Source organism: Pseudoalteromonas sp. MEBiC 03607 (assembly GCF_004792295.1).
Taxonomy (GTDB): domain Bacteria; phylum Pseudomonadota; class Gammaproteobacteria; order Enterobacterales; family Alteromonadaceae; genus Pseudoalteromonas; species Pseudoalteromonas lipolytica_C.
On record NZ_SRRY01000001.1, the window covers coordinates 759,190 to 779,385 of the forward strand.

17 protein-coding genes and 1 riboswitch are annotated in these 20,196 nt (G+C 42.0%); of the genes, 11 read left to right on the forward strand and 6 right to left on the reverse strand.

Annotation, left to right across the window (positions count from 1 at the left end):
• The first annotated feature begins 90 nt into the window (after nucleotides 1-90).
• Entirely contained in the window at nucleotides 91-984 is an 894-nt protein-coding gene (locus tag E5N72_RS03460; RefSeq protein WP_135923239.1) for a bifunctional GNAT family N-acetyltransferase/hotdog fold thioesterase, read from the forward strand.
• 70 nt (nucleotides 985-1,054) lie between these two features.
• On the opposite strand, the gene E5N72_RS03465 is transcribed toward E5N72_RS03460, so the two are convergent.
• The 5 genes from E5N72_RS03465 to dapA form a co-directional block, all read right to left on the reverse strand.
• Nucleotides 1,055-2,092 carry a phospholipase A gene (locus tag E5N72_RS03465; RefSeq protein ID WP_054563462.1) on the reverse strand — a complete coding sequence of 346 codons (1,038 nt, stop codon included), beginning with the start codon at nucleotides 2,090-2,092 and terminating at the stop codon, nucleotides 1,055-1,057.
• 187 nt (nucleotides 2,093-2,279) lie between these two features.
• Nucleotides 2,280-3,398, reverse strand: coding sequence for a succinylglutamate desuccinylase/aspartoacylase family protein (locus E5N72_RS03470; protein ID WP_135923240.1), 1,119 nt, complete (start codon nucleotides 3,396-3,398; stop codon nucleotides 2,280-2,282).
• A gap of 5 nt (nucleotides 3,399-3,403) precedes the next feature.
• Nucleotides 3,404-4,609, reverse strand: a complete 1,206-nt coding sequence (locus E5N72_RS03475; protein WP_135923241.1) for a PLP-dependent decarboxylase — start codon at nucleotides 4,607-4,609, stop codon at nucleotides 3,404-3,406.
• Complete coding sequence (locus tag E5N72_RS03480; RefSeq protein ID WP_135923242.1) at nucleotides 4,609-5,349, reverse strand: 2,3,4,5-tetrahydropyridine-2,6-dicarboxylate N-succinyltransferase; 741 nt, start codon at nucleotides 5,347-5,349, stop codon at nucleotides 4,609-4,611. The genes E5N72_RS03475 and E5N72_RS03480 overlap by 1 nt, the downstream gene beginning before the upstream one ends.
• Nucleotides 5,350-5,363: 14 nt before the next feature.
• Complete coding sequence (dapA, locus tag E5N72_RS03485; protein WP_135923243.1) at nucleotides 5,364-6,248, reverse strand: 4-hydroxy-tetrahydrodipicolinate synthase; 885 nt, start codon at nucleotides 6,246-6,248, stop codon at nucleotides 5,364-5,366.
• A 137-nt stretch (nucleotides 6,249-6,385) separates the two neighbouring features.
• Nucleotides 6,386-6,582, reverse strand: a riboswitch (Lysine riboswitch).
• 182 nt (nucleotides 6,583-6,764) lie between these two features.
• Here dapA and E5N72_RS03490 point away from each other — a divergent pair.
• From E5N72_RS03490 to E5N72_RS03520, 7 genes are all read left to right on the forward strand, one after another.
• On the forward strand, nucleotides 6,765-7,460 hold the full coding sequence (locus E5N72_RS03490) for a DNA-3-methyladenine glycosylase I (protein ID WP_135923244.1): 696 nt from the start codon (nucleotides 6,765-6,767) through the stop codon (nucleotides 7,458-7,460).
• Between the two features lie 8 nt (nucleotides 7,461-7,468).
• Nucleotides 7,469-8,881 carry a protein adenylyltransferase SelO family protein gene (locus E5N72_RS03495; protein WP_135923245.1) on the forward strand — a complete coding sequence of 471 codons (1,413 nt, stop codon included), beginning with the start codon at nucleotides 7,469-7,471 and terminating at the stop codon, nucleotides 8,879-8,881.
• Nucleotides 8,882-9,235: 354 nt separating this feature from the next.
• On the forward strand, nucleotides 9,236-10,294 hold the full coding sequence (locus tag E5N72_RS03500) for an OmpA family protein (protein ID WP_135923246.1): 1,059 nt from the start codon (nucleotides 9,236-9,238) through the stop codon (nucleotides 10,292-10,294).
• Between the two features lie 471 nt (nucleotides 10,295-10,765).
• A complete protein-coding gene (locus E5N72_RS03505) occupies nucleotides 10,766-11,833 on the forward strand; it encodes an OmpA family protein (protein ID WP_135923247.1) in 1,068 nt (355 codons plus the stop codon).
• Nucleotides 11,834-12,115: 282 nt separating this feature from the next.
• The gene (gene acnB / locus E5N72_RS03510) at nucleotides 12,116-14,713 is read left to right on the forward strand and encodes a bifunctional aconitate hydratase 2/2-methylisocitrate dehydratase (protein WP_135923248.1); all 2,598 of its coding nucleotides are present in this window, start codon (nucleotides 12,116-12,118) and stop codon (nucleotides 14,711-14,713) included.
• A 196-nt stretch (nucleotides 14,714-14,909) separates the two neighbouring features.
• Nucleotides 14,910-15,542 carry a 2OG-Fe dioxygenase family protein gene (locus E5N72_RS03515; protein WP_135923249.1) on the forward strand — a complete coding sequence of 211 codons (633 nt, stop codon included), beginning with the start codon at nucleotides 14,910-14,912 and terminating at the stop codon, nucleotides 15,540-15,542.
• 9 nt (nucleotides 15,543-15,551) lie between these two features.
• A complete protein-coding gene (locus E5N72_RS03520) occupies nucleotides 15,552-16,790 on the forward strand; it encodes a cysteine desulfurase-like protein (RefSeq protein ID WP_135923250.1) in 1,239 nt (412 codons plus the stop codon).
• An 82-nt stretch (nucleotides 16,791-16,872) separates the two neighbouring features.
• Here the strand turns inward: E5N72_RS03520 and E5N72_RS03525 are convergent, their stop codons facing one another.
• Nucleotides 16,873-17,577 carry a 2OG-Fe(II) oxygenase gene (locus tag E5N72_RS03525; protein WP_135923251.1) on the reverse strand — a complete coding sequence of 235 codons (705 nt, stop codon included), beginning with the start codon at nucleotides 17,575-17,577 and terminating at the stop codon, nucleotides 16,873-16,875.
• A gap of 36 nt (nucleotides 17,578-17,613) precedes the next feature.
• Between E5N72_RS03525 and E5N72_RS03530 the strand changes: the two genes are divergently transcribed.
• From E5N72_RS03530 to E5N72_RS03540, 3 genes are all read left to right on the forward strand, one after another.
• Entirely contained in the window at nucleotides 17,614-18,012 is a 399-nt protein-coding gene (locus tag E5N72_RS03530; protein WP_054552415.1) for a thioesterase family protein, read from the forward strand.
• 82 nt (nucleotides 18,013-18,094) lie between these two features.
• Nucleotides 18,095-18,673, forward strand: a complete 579-nt coding sequence (locus E5N72_RS03535; RefSeq protein ID WP_135923252.1) for an aminodeoxychorismate/anthranilate synthase component II — start codon at nucleotides 18,095-18,097, stop codon at nucleotides 18,671-18,673.
• A 48-nt stretch (nucleotides 18,674-18,721) separates the two neighbouring features.
• Entirely contained in the window at nucleotides 18,722-19,882 is a 1,161-nt protein-coding gene (locus E5N72_RS03540; RefSeq protein WP_135926216.1) for an HDOD domain-containing protein, read from the forward strand.
• Nucleotides 19,883-20,196: the final 314 nt, after the last annotated feature.

Genomic DNA, 20,196 nt, shown 5'->3' on the forward strand with positions numbered 1-20,196 from the left:
ACTTGCAAGAAGATCGCGTATCGTAATTTGCATTCGTCGAGCCACGTTAGAAAAATAACAGACAGTGGCTGTATTTTCACAGGAGTATTTATGTTTAAAGTGACCACACCGCAAAGTAGCGAAGATTGGCAAGCGTATTATTCATTACGTTGGCAGGTTTTAAGAGCACCTTGGGGTGAGCCGCGCGGTTCTGAGCAAGATGACTTAGAGCAAGATGCCGAGCATCGCTTTATTAAAAACAATGATGGCGAAGTATTAGGTGTAGCACGTTTGCATTTTAATAATCATCAACAAGCACAAGTACGCTATATGGCGGTTGCTGAAGGGAATCGTAATCAGCACATTGGTAGTCGTTTACTGCATGAGCTAGAAAAAATAGCGTGGACTCAAGATGCCGATGAGCTCGTGCTTTTTGCCCGTGAACGTGCCTTAGAGTTTTATAAACGTCACGGCTACGAGCTAAAAGAAAAAGCGCACCTTGCCTATGACGATGTACAACACTGGAAAATGGTAAAACAAAAACCGTCTGAGCCGGGGTGGTTCCGTCATCCAAACTGGACACAAGTACTGCAAAATACGTGGCGTGAGTCGATTCCAATCAGTGATGCGATGGGAATTAAAGTTGAAAGCTATACCGATTGGCAATTTACTACTCGTGCTGATTTAGATGCGAACCTAAACCTTCATAACACTATGTTTGCAGGTTCAATTTACAGTCTAGCGACTTTAACTGGCTGGGGTGCTACTTACCTTGCACTGAAAGAAGCAGGACTTGAAGGGAATATCGTATTAGCTGATGCCAACATTAAATACCTTAAACCACTGAATAACGACCCTCGTGGTAGTGTTGAGCTGGCTGGTTGTAAAGGCAAGTTAGCGGATTTAGAAGACAGTGGCAAAGCAAGCTACCATGTACCAGTGAATGTATATGATGGTGATGTGTTAGTTGCTGAATTTGAAGGTCACTTCATCGTTAAAAAATAACGCATATTCAGAGCGAGCTAACTAAAGCTCGCTCTTTATTGCAGTTAAAGTAAGTCAGTTAATACTGCAGTTAAAGCAAGTCAGTTAACAGAATACCCACACCAAAACGTTCAATATCGGCGTTGTAATCAATTAAGCTCTCGCCATAACCATTAAAGTATTGTGCGTAACCACGTAATCGGCCCCATAGAGGGAAAGACCAATCTAATTGGATTGCACCACGGTTATCTGAATTTAGGTTATTACGGGTCATAAAGCTAAATTCATGCTCGTTATAACGGTATGCACCTGAGAATTCAAAGTAACCCATGTATTTGTAAATATCAGGGTTGTCATCGCCACGCGCTTCTAATTCATCGTCTTTTTTATCTTCCGGAATTCGGTACCAAGGCTTAAAGCTAAATACAAAGCCGTCTTTTTCCCATAAGAAATCGGCATAGATACGGTTCCATGAACGTGAATTTGGTTGGCTGCGACCATTAGATTGATGTGATGCACCAATTGCAATTGCCATTTCATCGCCCCAAAGCACATGCTCAGGATCAAGGTAGTTCACCCAGAAGATCTCTGGTTCGTAGTTTGTTTCACGAAACGGTGATGAAATATCTTTGTTATAAAACTGCCAAAACGATTGCATGGTAAACGCAAAGAATACGCCCTGATCTTTATCTGAGAAGCCTTCGAAAATAGGCACTTTAATTGATAGTTGATATTTCACTTCAAGGTTATCAAGTGGTTCACCATCAGTTTGCTCAGCAAGATCTTTTAAACCATCAAATGGACGCTCATTCGGATTAGATACATATGAAAGTGGTAAAATGTAGTTACGCTTATGAGGAGTGATCACATTACGGTTTTTCTTGCTCACTTCTTCACGGGCTTTACGTTTGTCTAAAGCGGTAAGTTTTTTACTCTCGTCTAAGTCAGAGCATTTTTTACGAAGTTCTTCGAGTGTTTGTTTGCCGTCACCGCCAATGGCTTCGTTCAAAATACACTGCTTTACGAGTTCTAGCGCGTCATCTTGTTCATTGGTTTGTGGTTGTTCAGTTTGAGCAAATACAGGTACAGAAAATAAGCCAGCAGCTGCCAGCCAAATGCGCCATCCCATTGCAGTTCCCTTTTGAATAGACTTATAAGTAAGAATAATTATAACGATTTTTACATAAGTAACCGTGAACTTATACTGAATTGTTGATATTTTAGGTAAATAGAGAGCCCCAAGCTAAGCTTGGAGCCCTGCTGTGACGGCCTAAGGGCATAAGCCGTCGACTCTCACGCAATGAGAAGGGGTGAGCTTATAGCTCAAATACGTTGGTAAAAAACTTATAAAGTTCGGTGCCTTGATTCACGCTTGCTGAGGCAAAATGCAAAATAGCGATGGCGTCTTTATCAAAACTCAATGTTTGTAGTGGCTGCTCAGAAAGGTAGCGCTCCATTCGTAAAATATGAGCAATTGGTTCGCCTGCTTTTATATGGCCACCGAGTGGTGCAAGGTATTCTACCATGCCACCCATAGGTGCGTAGTAAGCTACATAATCTTCAAGCATACATGCATAGCGTGTCATCGCTTTAGGTTGATATGCGGCATTAACCAATACCTCTTTATGATTGAGGTAACTTAAAATGCTATTGGCGTCTTCAAGGGCTGCACTTAAATCGATTTTTTCTTGGCTACCAAGTTCAACGGTAAATGCTTCGACTTGAACTGCAAATTCACGGCCTTGTTTGGCAAGCTCTTCAGATAACGACCACCACGGGCAGAAACTCGCTTCATCCATTGCGCCATCAAAATCACTTGGGATCAATAACACATGTTCGATGTTGAAATAGCTCGCGCTGGCTTTGGCGTATTGGGGGCAGTATAAATGCTTACTTGAGATAGGCCCGGTGTGAAGGTCTAAAACAATATCAGCCTGATGGGCAAGCTTTTGCAAGTTAAGTGCAATGCGCTTACCCGTTGTTAAGCTGTAATCTGGGCCCGTTAATTGGCTGTCGATGTCAGCAACGAGTGCCTGTTTAAACGCAGCTTTAAGGGTCGCATCATCACTGTCTTTATGCTGTTCAGCAATCTGTGACGGTAACGCTTTATTAAAGCGGTACATGCGGTTCCAGTTGGTGCCAGTAATTGGATCGAAGCGACCTAAAGTAAACTCACCTGACTTTTGATTACAACCAATTGGGTTGGCATAAGGCACTAGGGTAATATCGCCACGCAGCTTGAGTGATTTTAGCTGCTCAAGCAATTGATAAATTACAGCGTTACCTTGTACTTCAGCACCGTGCATATTAGCTTGTATATACACGTTTGGCCCTGTGTCATCGCCTTTTAAACGATACACAGGAATTGTCAGTGGTAGGCCGTTGGCAATTTCGCCAACCACAATATTCTCTTGGCTGATTAACTCTTTACTCATGGTGATTACCTTAAATAATAGCTGGCATCTTCAGCGCTACGAATGCACTCAATATTGCCTTGTTCAAGGATGTATTCAGCCGCTAATTCGTGGCATAAAAAGTACGGCATACTTTCGGTAAAGCCATACGCGCCACATTGGCTGAATACCAACCAGTCTTGCTCACTTAAATCACTAGCTAGTTGGTGCTCACCTAAGCAATCAAGTGCAGTGCAAAGCGGGCCATATAAAGTCATTGCTGCAGGCTCAGCCGTTGACTCACGCAGTAACGCCGCAGGAAAATCTTGGCTTGTCACAGCAGGGCGAAGTAAATGGTTAATACCGCCTGATAAAATCACCTGCTGTTGATTGTAATTTTCTTTGCGTTCAACAACCGGTGTGGCGTAATGGCCGCATTCGCCCACCGCATAGCGGCCAAGTTCCATCCAAAGCTCTTTGACACCGGCATCTGCTTTAATACTCGCCAGAGTCTCGATAAGTGCAGACCAATCGAGTCGGTTAGCATCTTGAGTATAAGGAATGCCTAAGCCACCCCCTAAATCGAGAATATTAAGGTTAATATTTAATGCACTTGCTAGTTGTTGTAATGGCGCAATCATCGCACGCCATAGCTCGGCGAGTTTGTCAGTGCTCAGCATATTGCCCCATTGGAAAATATGCAGGCCATCAAAGTTAAGAGCAGTGTAATCACTTACTGTGAGCGCTTGCCACTCATCACAGCCCAAACCAAAAGGAGTAAGGCTATCGCCGCCAAGTGGGTTCTTTTCGCTGTCTGGCCAACGAAGTTGTACACGCAACAGAACTTGCAGCTGACAATTTGCTTTTGTTGCTTGCTCATTTAACCAGCGAACTTGGTTTATGCTCTCGGCCACGAAGGTACGTACGCCGCGAGCAATAAAATGTGAAATTTGTGCAGGGCTCTTTGCAGGCCCTGTGTTGAGCACGCGCTCGCTATCGATGCCTTGGGCAAGTACTTGCTCAAGTTCACCTTTACTCGCAACATCAAAATTAAACCCTGCGCTGTCTAAACATTGAATAATGCGAGACAGCGGGTTGGCCTTAACGGCATACCAAAGTTTCACATCGGTTTGCGCAGTTAATTGATTTAAATGTGCAGTTAATTTATCTAAATCATAGATAAAAAATGGCGTATCAAGATGTGTTGAAACTTGTTCAACCGCTTGCTTGATGGGCGTGCTCAAAAAGCTCATTAACGTAAAACCTCTTCTAACAATAATGATGCATCGCTTTGTTCGTCACGGTATTTCACGATCAATGCACAAGACATGCTTAAACCTTGCTCGCGAGCCCATGCATTTGAAGCAGGGCGAGAACCTGGGATTACAATCGCGTTTTCTGGAATTGCTTCACCTTTGTTTAGCTGGCGCTCATTAACACAATCGTAGACAGGAATAGTTGCAGATAAGCGCACACCCGGCGCAAGTACAGCACCTTTTTTCACAACCACACCTTCAACAATAACGCAGCCTGCACCGATGAAAGCGTCATCTTCAATAACCACAGGGCTGGCACCAATTGGCTCAAGCACGCCACCTAACTGTACTGCTGCACTTAGGTGAACATTTTTACCTACTTGTGCGCATGAACCCACTAATGCGTGACTGTCGACCATCGTACCTTCGTCGATGAATGCGCCAATATTTACATACGCTGGTGGCATGATTATCGTGCCTTTAGCAACGTGTGCGCCACGACGAACACTGCTACCACCTGGTACCATACGCACGCCGGCATTTGCAGCAAAGCCCTGTGGTGCTAGGTTGTGCTTATCCACAAAACCACCCGGGAACTCGGTGTTAGTACCATTTTTGAAGGCTTCTAAAATGCCTTGTTTAACTTCAACGTTGGCATGCCAGTTGCCATTTTCGTCTTGTGTTGCTGCGCGCACTGCGCCCGATTCTAAGTTGTTTAATAATTCTAACCAGCTCATGATAAAACCTGTTTTTAGTTCCAAGATAAAATTGTGTTGTTTGCGTGGGTGATGCTGTCTGTTTGCTCTAGCTCTAAATGCGTAAGCGGCGGACGTAAATGCGGGGTATTTATTTTACCTTGCAGGTGCATCAGTACTTTTACGGGGATTGGATTTGCGACAGCAAATAAGCTTTGAATCGCTTGCGACCAATCGGTGAATAGATTTGGATATTGACCACTTAAACTGCGTTTAACAAACTCATGGGTTTGACTCGGCCAAGCATTTGCGGCAACCGAAACTAAGCCTTTTGCACCCGCTTGAGCAAAATACGGCATAAGTGCATCATCACCACTGAAGATAGCCAGTGTTGGTGACGCCGTTCTAAAGCCTTCAAATTTGCTAATGTCACCACTGGCTTCTTTCAAAGCCCAAAGGTTTTTGTGCTCAGCAAGGTTTTTGATCACCTGCGGTGAGATCTCAACTGCGCTACGTCCTGGTACGTTATACAACATACAAGGGTGATGGCTTGCGTTAAGTAGGCTTTCAAACCAATGTGTTTGGCCAACAACCCCAGGCTTTGCGTACAGAGGTGAACCTAACAGGTAGCCATGAATAGGTAGTTGGTTGCAGTATTCAACCCAAGCAATTTGCTGCTTAAGGTTCATGCCGCCCACAGCAACCATGAGTGGTACAGTCGGTGCTAATTGGCAAACATGCTCAACAATGGCTTGTTGCTCTTTGAGTGAAAGCGCCAGTCCTTCACCGGTACTGCCAAGCAATAAAATGCCGTTATTTGCATCTTGCTGCTCAGCGACCAGTTGTCCAAGGGCCGTATAATCGACCTCGCCAGATTCAGAAAATGGCGTGACAAGCGCTGTCCATAGTGGATAGTCGTTTAAATCAAAATTGTTGATCATCTCTCACGAACTTATAAGGTATTCGAAGAGTTTATGCGGGAGCAATTGAATGGAGCCGCATGTCGTCGTTCGAACAAGGTATAATTCGAAGAGCGAATGGGCTTAAAATAATAAAGACGCAACGGCCTTATTATACTAAGACCAGAAGCTCTCCACCAAACTAATCAATAGCGTTTTGCTATTGTTGGTGACAGTCGCTGGGATTCAGCCCAGTCGCCCGAAATAAGCACCTCACAAACGGTGTTACTTCTCGGCGTTAATTCCCCTCACGTATGATCAACAGAGTCTGTGCTCCTCCTATACGCTACCTGAATAACGCACCTCTTCCAGCCCTTTATGCTCGCTTTATAGCTTAAAGCCAACATAGTTAAATAGGGTATCAGCGGCGATTAAAGCATTTTAGCCATCTAGGTGTCAAGGCGGAGTATTCGTTTTTTTAGTGACCGATTTTGCAACATGGTTACGTATAAGCGTGTTTTTAGTACACTAGTATTACCCAGACGAATTGGAAGAAGAATGGAAAAGTTTAACGATATCTATCAGCGAGCTGTCACCCGTAAGGGCAGTGAAGAAATGCTGCTTGCACTGCTTTCTGACCCGCTTGATAGCGCTGACATTGCCAAAATGCATGACGACTTATGGTTGGAAGAGTTAACGCGTAAAGTGTTCCAAAGTGGTTTTTACTGGTCTGTTATCAATAGTAAGTGGTCAGGATTTCGAGAGGTATTTTGGGACTTCAGTGTTGAGAAACTATTAATGATGCCACCTGATATGCTCGAGCAAAAAGCCAGTGATGAACGTATTATTCGTAACTTTAAAAAAGTACAAACGATCCCTGAAAATGCCTACATGATCCATGAAGTAGCTGAAAAACATGGCAGTTTCAGCCAATTTGTAGCTGATTGGCCAGTAAATAATATTATCGGTTTGTGGGCTTACTTAAAAAAGCATGGTGCGCGACTAGGTGGGAACACAGGGCCTTATGCATTGCGTGCCATGGGTAAGGATACTTTTTTACTGTCTCGAGACGTAGAAAATTATTTACGTGCTCATGAATTAATTGACGGTGGCTTACAAACTAAAAAGTCATTACAAGCTGCACAAGACTTTTTCAACGAGCTACAACAACAAAGTGGCTTTAGCCTGCAAGCGCTAAGTCAATTAGTTGCCTATGGGGTAGGCGATAACCGCGTTGGCATAGCTGCGCGATAGGATTTTTTATGAAACTGCAAACTAGGTATACCGATATCAGCGAACTATTGGCTATTGAAGATATGCCTACTCGCGCCGCTGATCCCGCATTATTGTTATTCAATGATAAATTAGCTCAGTCGCTTGGTATTAATCATGATCCAGAATACCTAGCAGGACAGTTAAGTGGCTCAATAACTGATGACAGCGTAAAGCCTATTGCTTTAGGTTACTCAGGGCATCAATTTGGTCATTTCTCACCACGTCTGGGGGATGGCAGAGCGCATTTGCTTGGAGCAGTTAAAGACGTTGAAGGAGTACTGTGGGACATACAGCTTAAAGGGGCGGGTGCTACAGTGTTTTCACGTGGTGGTGATGGACGTTGTGCGATTGGGCCGGCGGTTCGTGAGTTTATAATGAGCGAAGCGATGGCTGCATTAGGTGTCGCGACAACTCGCTGCTTAGCTGTTGTTACTACCGGCGAAACGGTGTATCGACAACCACCTCGGCCAGGCGCTGTCGTAACTCGCGTAGCAAAAAGTCATATTCGCGTTGGTTCATTTCAGTATTTAGCAACCCAGGGCGATATTGAAGGCTTAGAAAAGTTAGTTGATTACGCACTCAGTTGTCATTTCCCAGAGATAGATACGCGTGCAGAGCAACGTTATGTAGACTTTTTAACCGCAGTCATAGATAAGCAAATTGAGCTTATCATCAGTTGGATGCGAGTGGGATTCATCCATGGTGTAATGAATACAGACAATACATTAGTGAGTGGTGAAACCATTGATTACGGCCCATGCGCTATGATGAACCAGTTTGACTTTGATACTGTGTTTAGTTCCATAGACCATCAAGGGCGCTATGCATTCGGTAACCAACCAAACATTGCGAATTGGAATTGCGCGCGATTAGCTGAGAGCTTGCTGCCATTATTTAAAAATGAACAGCAAGCTTTGTCGTTATTATCCAGTGCAGTAAATAGTTTTGCTGAAAAGTTTAATCATGCATTTACTACAATGTGGCGACGGAAGTTAGGACTTCTAGATGAACACGACGATAACCAAGCTTTAGTGACTGAGTTACTCACTCTGATGCAGCAAAATAACCTTGATTATACTAATACTTTCAATGCTCTTACGGAGTCATTACTTGCGGATTTTGCATTACCGGATAGTATTAAGGGGTGGGCTGCAAAGTGGCGAGTCAGAACATCAGCTGAAAGTTATGACATCATGCGTGCTGTTAATCCTGCAGTCATTCCACGCAACCATAATATTGAAATGATCTTGGCGGAATATGAAAAAACAGGATGTAGTTCAATGCTGAATGGCTTTTTGTCAGTTTTATCAAAGCCCTACGTTTATGATCAGCAATTCGAATCTTGGTATGAGCCACCTGAAAATGGCGATGCTAATTATCAAACATTTTGTGGTACCTAATGCATTTGTACTTGCTTGAAATAAAAAGTGTTTATTTAGTTTTTTTAAATGCTTGCTGATTGAGCAGAATAAACGCAAGTGCTATCATAGAATGGAGTTAACTTATTGCTTTAGATGATGATCTAATACGACTTTAGAATCATGTTAGACGTAATTTAAATAATTCTTTTGTTATATTGGATTCAGCTTTATTAAGTATTAAGCATCAAGTGTTAAGCATTGATAATTAATAAATAAGTAAAATTGTGGCTTATGAACTATCGTAAGATTGATTTTTTGAGCTACTCAACAGTTTTTAAATACTCAACAAACATTAGCTGAAAACAGCTTTATTGTGAAAATGGGAAGGAAATAATGAAACTAAAATCACTTACTATTGCGTTAGCACTGGCTGCAACGAGTTCTACAGCCCTCGCTGCTGAAAAAGAAGGTTTTTATATTGGCGCATTTGGCGACTATTACGACAATTCTTGGGAAAATGTTCGTGATTATCCGCCAGGTGGATTGAATGTTGATGACTCAACTGGTTGGGGCTTAGAGTTAGGCTATCGTTTCAGTGATTACTGGAGCGCGCGTCTAGAATATGCAGACATGGACTTTGATTGGACTGCAGATTTAGCTAATGGTACTTCAACAAGTGGCTCTGAAAGCGGCGAGCGTTACGGTATTGATGCTTTATATCACTTAGGTGGCGGCCCATTCTATGGTATTTTTGGTCTTAAGAACCTAAGTGCTCTAGATGAAAACTTAACGTTTGCTAACGTTGGTGCCGGTTATCAGCACTACTTTACAGACAATTTCGCATTTAACGCTGAAACGTCTTTATATCAAGGTCTTGATCGTGGTTACACTGATGTTGGCGCTAAATTAGGTTTCAGCTATATTTTCGGTAACCAAAGCTCATCTGAGCCAGTAGAGCCTGCGCCGGTTGTTAGCGCTCCAACTGATAGCGATAATGATGGTGTTATGGATGCTGATGATCAGTGTGCTAACACACCAATGACAGATGCAGTAGATAGCACAGGCTGTACATTATACGAAGAAAAAGAAGCAACTATCACCTTGTTAGTTACTTTCCCGCATGATGTAGCAGAAGTACCAAACAAATACTTCAGCGATATTGCAGATGTGGCTGCGTTTATGAAAGAAAACCAAGACACATCAGTTGTATTAGAAGGCCACGCCTCTGCAGTGGGTGATGCTGACTATAATATGAAGCTTTCAGAAAAGCGCGCACAAGATGTTGCTGATGAACTTATCAAAGACGGTATCGCTGCAGATAGAATTTCGACAGTTGGATACGGTGAAGAGCGTTTGAAAAATAAAGCCTACACACTGGAAGCACATGCTGAAAACCGTCGTGTAGAAGCGCAAATTACAAGTGTTGAACGTGTAAAAGTTCTTCGTAAATAAGACTAAACTATTATAAATATGTAAATACTCCTATATTTATAAATAGTTACAAATAGTAAAGCCGAGCCAAGTAGTTGGTTCGGCTTTATTTTTTTAATTTAAGAACATAATTATTTTTCGATTAAATAAAATAATCTTCAGAATGTACCTTTTTGTTAAATGATAATTTAAGTGAATATTGATTTGAATCATCAAAGTAACTATCAACCATTTGTGCTATAGCTTTTTTAGTTACCTTGTAGAATAATTATTAGGTAATATAATTATTTTTACTGTAATGTTTTTTTAGTATCAATATTGTTGGATTTATATTGATTCTTTTTACGTCGCTGTATTTAGTTGGTGTTGTTAAATTAAGAAAATTTATTATGTTGTTTGGGTTTATTAAGTTTGGATTAATTACTCATCAACTATCTTGACGGAATGTAGGCTACACGGCCTTAAGTTATCTTAAATGGAAGGGAATGAAACATGAAACTGAAACCACTTACAATTGCTTTAGCGCTTGCTGCAACAAGTGCCTCAACAATCGCAGCCGAGAAACAAGGTTTTTATATTGGTGCGTTTGGTGATTACTACGATAATTCATGGGAGAATATCCGTGATTATCCGCCAGGTGGCCTAGACGTAGACGACTCAACAGGGTGGGGTTTAGAGCTTGGTTATCGCTTTAGCGATTACTGGAGTGCCCGCTTAGAATACGCAGATATGGATTTCGATTGGAACGTGACCGACAACGATGGAACTACAATGAGTGGTTCTGAAAGCGGTAAGCGTTACGGTATCGATGGTTTGTATCACTTTGGCGGTGGCCCATTCTACGGTATTTTCGGTTTGAAAAACCTTGACGCTGTTGATGAAGATTTAATGTTTGCTAACGTGGGTGCCGGTTACCAGCACTACTTTACAGATAACTTTGCATTTAACGCAGAAACTTCTTTATACCAAGGTCTTGACCGTGGCTACACTGATGTTGGTGCTAAATTAGGTTTCAGCTATATCTTTGGTGATCAAAGCGAACCAGAGCCAGTTGAGCCAGCACCTGCAGTTGTACCTGTTCCGGTTGAGCCAGTTGATAGCGATGGCGACAGCATTCCTGATGCAGATGACCAATGCGCTAATACTCCTATGACAGATGCTGTAGATGCTTCTGGTTGTACATTATACGAAGACCGTGAAGTAACGAAGAGCTTACTAATCACATTCCCTAACAATACATCTAAAGTTTCACAACAATATTTAGATGATATTGACAGTGCAGCTGCATTCTTAAAAGAGCATCCAGGCACTGATGTTGTATTAGAAGGTCACACTTCATCTGTTGGTAAAGCAGATTACAATAAGTGGTTATCGAAAAAACGTGCTGATGCAGTCGCTAAGAAGCTTATTGAAGATGGTATTGATGCGATGCGCCTAACTACAGTTGGTTATGGTGAAGAGCGTCTTAAAAATCCAGCTAACACGCCGGAAGCACATGCAGAAAACCGTCGTGTAGAAGCAAAAGTTAAAGTTATTGAACGTGTTAAAGTAGAGCGTTAATAGTTAGACTTTGCATTGAGTTTAAAACCCAGCCTAGTGCTGGGTTTTTTGCTTTTAAAACACAGATAGGAATGATTCTTAATAAATATTCATCAGAATAGCTTTTTTTTTTAGTACTATTCATGTTATTTATACTGAATATAAAGTGCCTAAGCGCAGCATGGATTTTCATCTATACTTAAAAGCTTTATAATTAACCGTCAGAATACTATAAGTACTGGGTAAAATTGCTATTTAGATTAATAGAACCGAGTACTTTCACGTCACCAAGAGGGCAATATTGTGCTACAAGAATATCGTAAACACGTAGAAGAACGTGCCGCGTTAGGTATCGTACCAGCGCCACTAGATGCTCAGCAAACGGCTGATCTTATTGAACTAATCAAAAATCCACCGGCAGGTGAAGAAGAATTTATCGTAGACCTTCTTGTTAACCGCGTACCACCAGGTGTTGATGATGCTGCTTACATTAAAGCAGGTTTCTTAGCTGCAGTTGCAAAAGGCGAAGCGAGCTCACCACTTGTATCAAAAGAAAAAGCAGCTGAGCTACTTGGTACTATGTTAGGTGGTTACAACATCGCACCTATGATCGAACTTCTAGACGACGAAGCGTTAGCACCAATCGTTGTTAAAGGTTTATCAAACACATTATTAATGTTCGATGCTTTCTACGATGTAGAAGAAAAAGCGAAAGCAGGTAACGAATTTGCTAAGCAAGTAATCGAATCTTGGGCAAATGCAGAATGGTTTGTAAACAAGCCTGCAGTTGCTGAAAAAATCTCAGTTACCGTATTCAAAGTAACGGGCGAAACAAACACAGATGACCTTTCACCTGCTCCAGATGCATGGTCACGTCCTGATATCCCACTACACGCTTTAGCAATGCTGAAGAACGAACGTGATGGTATCAACCCTGACAAACCAGGTGAAGTTGGTCCAATTTCACAACTAGAAGAGCTTAAAACTAAAGGTTTACCTCTTGCATACGTTGGTGATGTAGTTGGTACGGGTTCTTCTCGTAAATCTGCAACTAACTCTGTACTTTGGTTCATGGGTGATGATATTCCTCACGTACCAAACAAACGCGTTGGTGGTGTATGTTTAGGTGGTAAAATCGCGCCTATCTTCTTCAACACAATGGAAGACTCTGGTGCATTACCAATCGAACTACCTGTTGATGAGCTAAACATGGGTGACCAAATCGATATCTTCCCATACGAAGGTGTTGTTAAGCGTCACGGCACAGATGAAGTAATATCAACTTTCTCTCTTAAATCAGACGTAATTCTTGATGAAGTGCGTGCTGGCGGTCGTATTCCACTGATCATCGGTCGTGGTTTAACTGATAAAGCACGTGCATCACTAGGTATGGAAGCTGAAGATATCTTCCGCAAACCTGCCCTTGTAACTGATTCTGGTAAAGGCTTCACATTAGCTCAGAAGATGGTTGGTAAAGCATGTAACATGCCTGGCGTACGTCCTGGTCAATACTGTGAGCCGAAAATGACAACGGTTGGTTCGCAAGATACAACAGGTCCTATGACGCGTGACGAACTTAAAGATCTAGCGTGTTTAGGTTTCTCTGCAGATTTAACAATGCAGTCTTTCTGTCATACATCAGCTTATCCTAAGCCAATCGACGTTAACACTCACCACACACTTCCTGATTTCATCATGAACCGTGGCGGTGTATCACTACGTCCAGGTGACGGTGTAATCCACTCATGGTTAAACCGTATGTTATTACCAGATACAGTAGGTACTGGTGGTGACTCGCATACTCGTTTCCCTCTAGGTATTTCATTCCCAGCGGGTTCTGGTGCAGTAGCATTCGCAGCAGCAACAGGTGTAATGCCACTTGATATGCCTGAGTCAATCTTAGTACGTTTTAAAGGCGAAATGCAGCCAGGTATCACATTACGTGACCTAGTACATGCTATCCCTTATTACGGTATCAAAGAAGGTCTTCTAACAGTTGAGAAGAAAGGTAAGATCAACGAATTCTCTGGTCGTGTACTAGAAATCGAAGGTGTTGAGCACCTAACTGTTGAGCAAGCTTTCGAACTTTCTGATGCATCAGCTGAGCGTTCAGCTGCAGGTTGTACAGTTAAACTTTCTAAAGAGTCTATCGCTGAATACCTAGAGTCAAACATTGTAATGCTTAAGTGGATGATCTCTGAAGGTTACGGTGATGTGCGTACTATTGAGCGTCGTATCACAGCAATGCAAGAGTGGTTAGCTAACCCTGAGCTGATGGAAGCTGATGCTGATGCAGAGTACAAACACGTACTTGAAATCGACCTAGCTGATATCAAAGAGCCAATCCTTTGTGCTCCAAATGACCCTGATGATGCACGTCTTCTTTCAGACGTAACGGGCGAGAAAATCGATGAAGTATTCATCGGTTCTTGTATGACTAACATCGGTCACTTCCGTGCTGCAGGTAAACTACTAGATGGTTTCAGTGGCCGTATCCCAACTCAACTTTGGGTTGCACCACCAACTAAAATGGATAAAGACCAACTTACTGACGAAGGTTACTATGGTATCTTTGGTCGTGTAGGTGCGCGTATCGAAACTCCAGGGTGTTCACTATGTATGGGTAACCAAGCACGAGTTGCTGATAAAGCAACGGTTGTGTCTACCTCTACGCGTAACTTCCCTAACCGTCTAGGGACTGGCGCAAACGTATTCTTAGCATCAGCAGAGCTTGCAGCAGTAGCGGCAATCTTAGGTAAACTACCTACACCTGCTGAGTACCAAGAGTATGCAGATAAGATCAATGCAACTGCAGCTGATACATATCGTTACCTGAACTTCCACCGTATGCCTCAATACACTAAAAAGGCAGACCAAGTAATCGTTCAGCAAGCCGTTTAATTCTAATTAAAATTAAATAGCTAAAAAGCCCGCATCCAGCGGGCTTTTTATTTTAGATAAAAATTCTAATTTACTTCTAAATTCGATCTTAAAGCTACATAAATCATCATTGCTGTTTACATAATAACGCAAAAATTTCCTACCAATTGCATTAAAATCCTCGCCAATATTCTCAACATATTAAGGCGAGATCGTTATGACAAAATTAAACAACCAGAATCTATTGCAACTTCGTTTTGTAAGCCAAGCTCATATTGACGCAGTAAAGCCTTCTTTTGCTAACCTACCTGCGAATCCGTACGCCGATGGTCAATTTCGTAAGCGTCGCTATTCAGTAATCAAAGTCGTTGGTGGTGAATTAAAGCTACAACCAACTAAAGCATTTGTGCAGGATGACTCAATCAATACCTTCCAAGGTAATGTTGAGCGTACTTATGAAAATTTAGAAGATAGCTTATTAGCCACTGATGGCATGAAGCAAATCGTTAATCAGTTCCGCGATATGACGGGGATCAGCGATGATCGCGATATTGAAATTCACCAATTTAGAATGCTTGCGATTGACAGCGATACACCCGCTGCGCCTGAAGGTGTTCACCAAGATGGTTTTGATCACGTATGTGTATGTGGTGTATCACACGAAAACCTTGAAGGTGGTGAGCTACTTGTTTATGAACATCAGCAAGCAGAGCCTTGTTTCAAAATGGAAATTAAAGACGGCATGTTCGCGCTTATTAATGACCGTGAAGTATGGCACAACGCAACACCAATGAATAAATTAGACGCAAGCAAAGAAGGTTACCTTGATTGCTTCGTACTAACTGCGTAAGGGTATATCATGAACTTAACGCAATTACGTCGTCAATTTCCTGCACTTATGCAACAAGTTGCTGGTCAGTCACCGATTTTCCTTGATGGCCCGGGTGGCTCGCAAGTGCCACAGTCAGTTTTAAGTGCCATGACTGCTTATTTGGGTTACTACAACTCGAACTTAGGTGGTGCATTTTTCTCAAGTGATAAAACGGTTGAGTTAATGGCTAGCGCTCGCCAAGCAGCAGCCGATTTATTAAATGCCCCATCTAAAGAGCAAATCGTGTTTGGTGCAAACATGACAAGCTTAACGTTCAGCTTCAGTCGTGCCATCTCGCGTGATTGGACTGCTGGTGATGAGATTATTGTCACAAATGCTGATCACTACTCAAATGTTTCATCTTGGCAGCAAGCTGCTGAAGATAAGGGCGCAACAGTAAAAACGGCTCTTATCAATGAAGCTGATTGCAGCTTAGATATGGCACACTTTGAAAGCCTTTTATCAAGCAAAACAAAACTTGTAGCAGTGACGTATGCATCAAATACTACTGGTTCAATTAATGACATTAAACGCATTGTTGAGCTTGCTCATGCAGTTGGTGCGCTAGTTTATGTTGATGCCGTTCATTACGCACCTCATGAGCTGGTAGATGTACAGGCACTTGATTGCGACTTTTTAGCGTGCTCAGCATACAAGTTCTTTGGCCCTCATCTTGGTATTGTATATGGCAAACGTGAGCACCTTGAAGGTTTCACACCATACAAAGTTGAGCCTGCAAAAGATGTTGCCCCAGGTCGCTGGGAAACGGGTACGCAAAGCTTTGAAGCGCTAGCTGGTCTCATTGCTGCTGTTGATTACATTGCTGCAATTAGTGAGCTTGATGACAGTCATTCACGCCGAGAAAAACTGGCAGCTGCCTTTGCTATCACTAAACAGCACGAAATGGCATTAAGTAAGCATTTCTTAACGCGTTTAGCAGATTACCCGAGCATTAAGCTGTTTGGTATTAATGATCTAGAGCGTGTTGCTAATCGCACACCGACTTTTGCTTTAACTTTTGAAGGCGTCGAGCCGCGTGTTGTTTCTGAGTTTTTAGGGAAGCAACATATTTGTGTGTGGGATGGTAACTTCTACGCGCAAGGCTTATGTAAGCAACTCGGTGTATTAGAGACAGGCGGCGTAGTTCGCATTGGCTGTATGCATTACAACACAATCGAAGAGCTTGATAAGGTTTTTGATTTATTTGATCAATTACTAAAAAATTAAAGCTAAGTTTTTAGCTATAAGTTTGAAGCAGCCCGAAGGGGCTGCTATTTGACAGAGCTAACAGTCAGTTGGATTTTTACCGCTAGGATTGTGGTTGCCCATAGATTTGCTCTGCACGGTTAAATAGAACCCACGACGTTAAAATATACTTATCATTTGAAATGGGCTTATTACCTCGGTGCGTATGGGTAAAGTAACCCGGTGCTACGACCATAGAACCCTGCTTCGGTGATATTTTACGCTGTTGATAGTAAAACTCAGTTTCACCACCTTCTTCGACATCATTTAAATAGAACATAAATAACAGTACGCGATGCAAGGCTTCGTTATGACCGTGTTGTGGGTATACCTCGCTATGCCAATACGGGTAGCCTCCTTTATTGATATCGTATTTTTGTGCTTGAATAGGCCCAAGGCGGAAAATTTGCTGCACGAGTAATGGCAATTGTGGTTTGCCAACTTCTTCAAAATTATCTTGTGTAAGATCAACTGGCTGACCTGTTTTCGGATGATATACCTTTAAACCAAATGCACCTATCATCATGAAAATATGCTCTTCAAGGTATTTAAAGATGTGGCTGGCGGTTGTTTGCTGAATATGCTTAAGTTGCTCAACGTACTCTGGATGATTGTTAAGATATAAATCGCGGCTGTCTTTTTTTGCTAAATCCACGCCGCCAGAGGTAATGCCTTGTTTTAAATGCGGGCTTTGTTCAAATACCGTGATAAAGTTGTCGCAAAATTCTTTGCTGAGGGCGTTTTCGTATACGCGAATAAAGTCCGTCATGAGCTACCTTTAGTTTATATTTTTTATAGGGTTACTATGTTTACTGAGACTATCACACCTCGTTTTAGCGAAACTGATGTGCTAGGGCATATCAACAATACCGTACTCCCTGTATGGTTTGAAGCCGCCCGAGCGCCTATTTTCAGGTTTTTTACCCCCGATCTAAACCCTTATGAGTGGAAATTGATCATTGCTAAGGTTGAGGTAAGCTTTGTCGGTGAGTTGTTTTATGGCCACGATGTAACCGTTAAAACCAGTGTAGAGCACATCGGCTCTAGCTCATTTGTGCTTCGCCAAGAAGCATGGCAACAAGATAACTGCTGCGCCGTTGGTAAAACTGTACTCGTGCGTTACGACTTTGCAAACAAATGCTCGCAAAAACTTAATGAGCAGGAAAGGGCTGACCTTACAGCGCATTTAATCGCTGAGGAATAAACCATTTTTTGCCGACATTTCGCAGCACTTGGGTTAAAATGCGCCTTCATTATTTTGACTGAGTAATTTTGGGTTACACGCAATGCTGTTAATGATCGACAATTATGATTCGTTTACCTACAACTTAGTGCAGTATTTTCAGCGCTTAGATCAAGATGTATTGGTAAAACGTAATGACGAGATCAGCATTGCAGAGATCAAACAGCTCAATCCTGAACATATTGTTCTTTCACCCGGCCCATGTTCACCCAACGAAGCGGGTATTTCTTTGCAAGTGGTTGAACAACTAAAAGGCCAGTTGCCAATTCTTGGTATTTGCTTAGGTCACCAAACTATTGCTCAGGCTCTAGGTGCTGATGTTATTCGTGCAAAGCAAGTGATGCATGGTAAAACCTCGTTAGTTAAGCATAGCAATCAAGGTGTGTTTAACGGTTTGGCAAATCCACTGACGGTATGCCGCTACCATTCTTTAGTGGTGGATAAACAAAGCCTGCCTAGTGACTTCACTATTACTGCATGGACAGAACAAAATTCTGATTTTGATGAAATTATGGGGATCATGCATAATGATTTAGCACTTGAAGGAGTGCAATTTCACCCCGAAGCAATTTTGACTCAGCAGGGACTTGAATTACTTGCTAACTTTTTAACTCGCTTCTAATCTTAGGCTAATGAATTAACAAATATGACTGACAATACCCCTGTGCAAATTAGTGAAGAAAAACGACAACAAAGGACTTCGATGGTGCTCAATGAACGCGCCCACGATCTATTGCTTGGTCATAGTTTTGCACAGCGCCAAATTGGTTATATTCACACCTTAGAGATTGACTACGGTGAGTCGATGGAGCAACGCACTTTATTAGAGGTGGAAGTTGCAGCCGAAAAGAAGCGACAAAAAAGCAGTACAGCACATCATAAGTACCGTGCTCAGGCGAGTAAGCAGTTACATCAAGTCATAGAAGCAGCTATGAACAAGCAGCTAGAAGACGTCGACTCGGTTGTGCATGAAACAATTGGTATTCAAGATAGTGTTCCAGCGATTTTAGAAATATTAGCAGTACGCTCTGCATCGGTTGGTCGCCTTGAACCTTTAGTTAAAGATTTAAGTTGGTTAGGCCGCGAGTTGGTTGCCTTTGTTAATTTGCCTTTCTATCGTAAGCAGCGTAACAAGCATACCTCGGTTCAAGTTGATAACCCATTATTAGCGCTGCGTTATATTGGTTTAGATAATTTAAAGTTTGTTGTGCCTACATTTGCGGTTCGCCATTGGATGCCTCACAGTACAGAACCATTTCCATTATTAAAGCGTCGTTTGCGCGATAATTCGATGGCGTGTGCCATTGCGGCTCAAGAGCTTGCTAAATTAAATGGTGTAAACGAGGTGCACGCGTTTACCTTAGGTATGTTATTGGATGTTGGCAAAATTGCTTTAGTGCGTTTGTATTTACGCACCTTTGAGCGAGTTTGGCAGCGACAAGTGGCAAAAGCGCGTGAAGAACAAAAGAAAGACTTACACACGGCACTTTTAGAGCTTAAGCCAGATCCCTTGTTTTTAAGCTCATTATTGAGAACTCTGTCAATGAAAGTGACCGCTACTGTTATTGAGCAAATGTCATTTAAGTATTTACCCTTTAATGCGGTGATGCAGCAATTAACAACGCCACTAGCTAAAAACGATGAGTACCTACCACTAACAGAAGTGATATTAAAAGCGCGTTGTTATGCTCAATACTTAAGTTTAAATGAGCACCAATTAGTTGAACAAGACGAAACTGAGCATTGGTTTGCGCACTTTAACTTCACTCAAGAAGAGCTCGATCAGCTTGCAAAATGCAATTTTGATCGCTTCCATATCCAAATTAATTAAAAAAAATGTTAATTTTTTTGCGACTATTCATTCATTGTTTATCAATCCACACTGACAATTTTTCTGTAAGCATGTTATGCGGTGCTTACTAGCAGCACGCCTTTTTATCGTATTTAGTCTAAAAAACAACCTTCAAATAGTTATTCACTATCCATGAAAAAATATCTCGAGCCCTTTATTTTCAAGGGCTACATGAAAGTTTTCTAAGAGACAGAACGAAAATTTTCTGAAATAATGAACGAATGAAAATTGAACCAAAGAGTAATTTTGGTGAATTTACGCTAAGCTCAATCGGCTAATTAAAATGGCTTAGT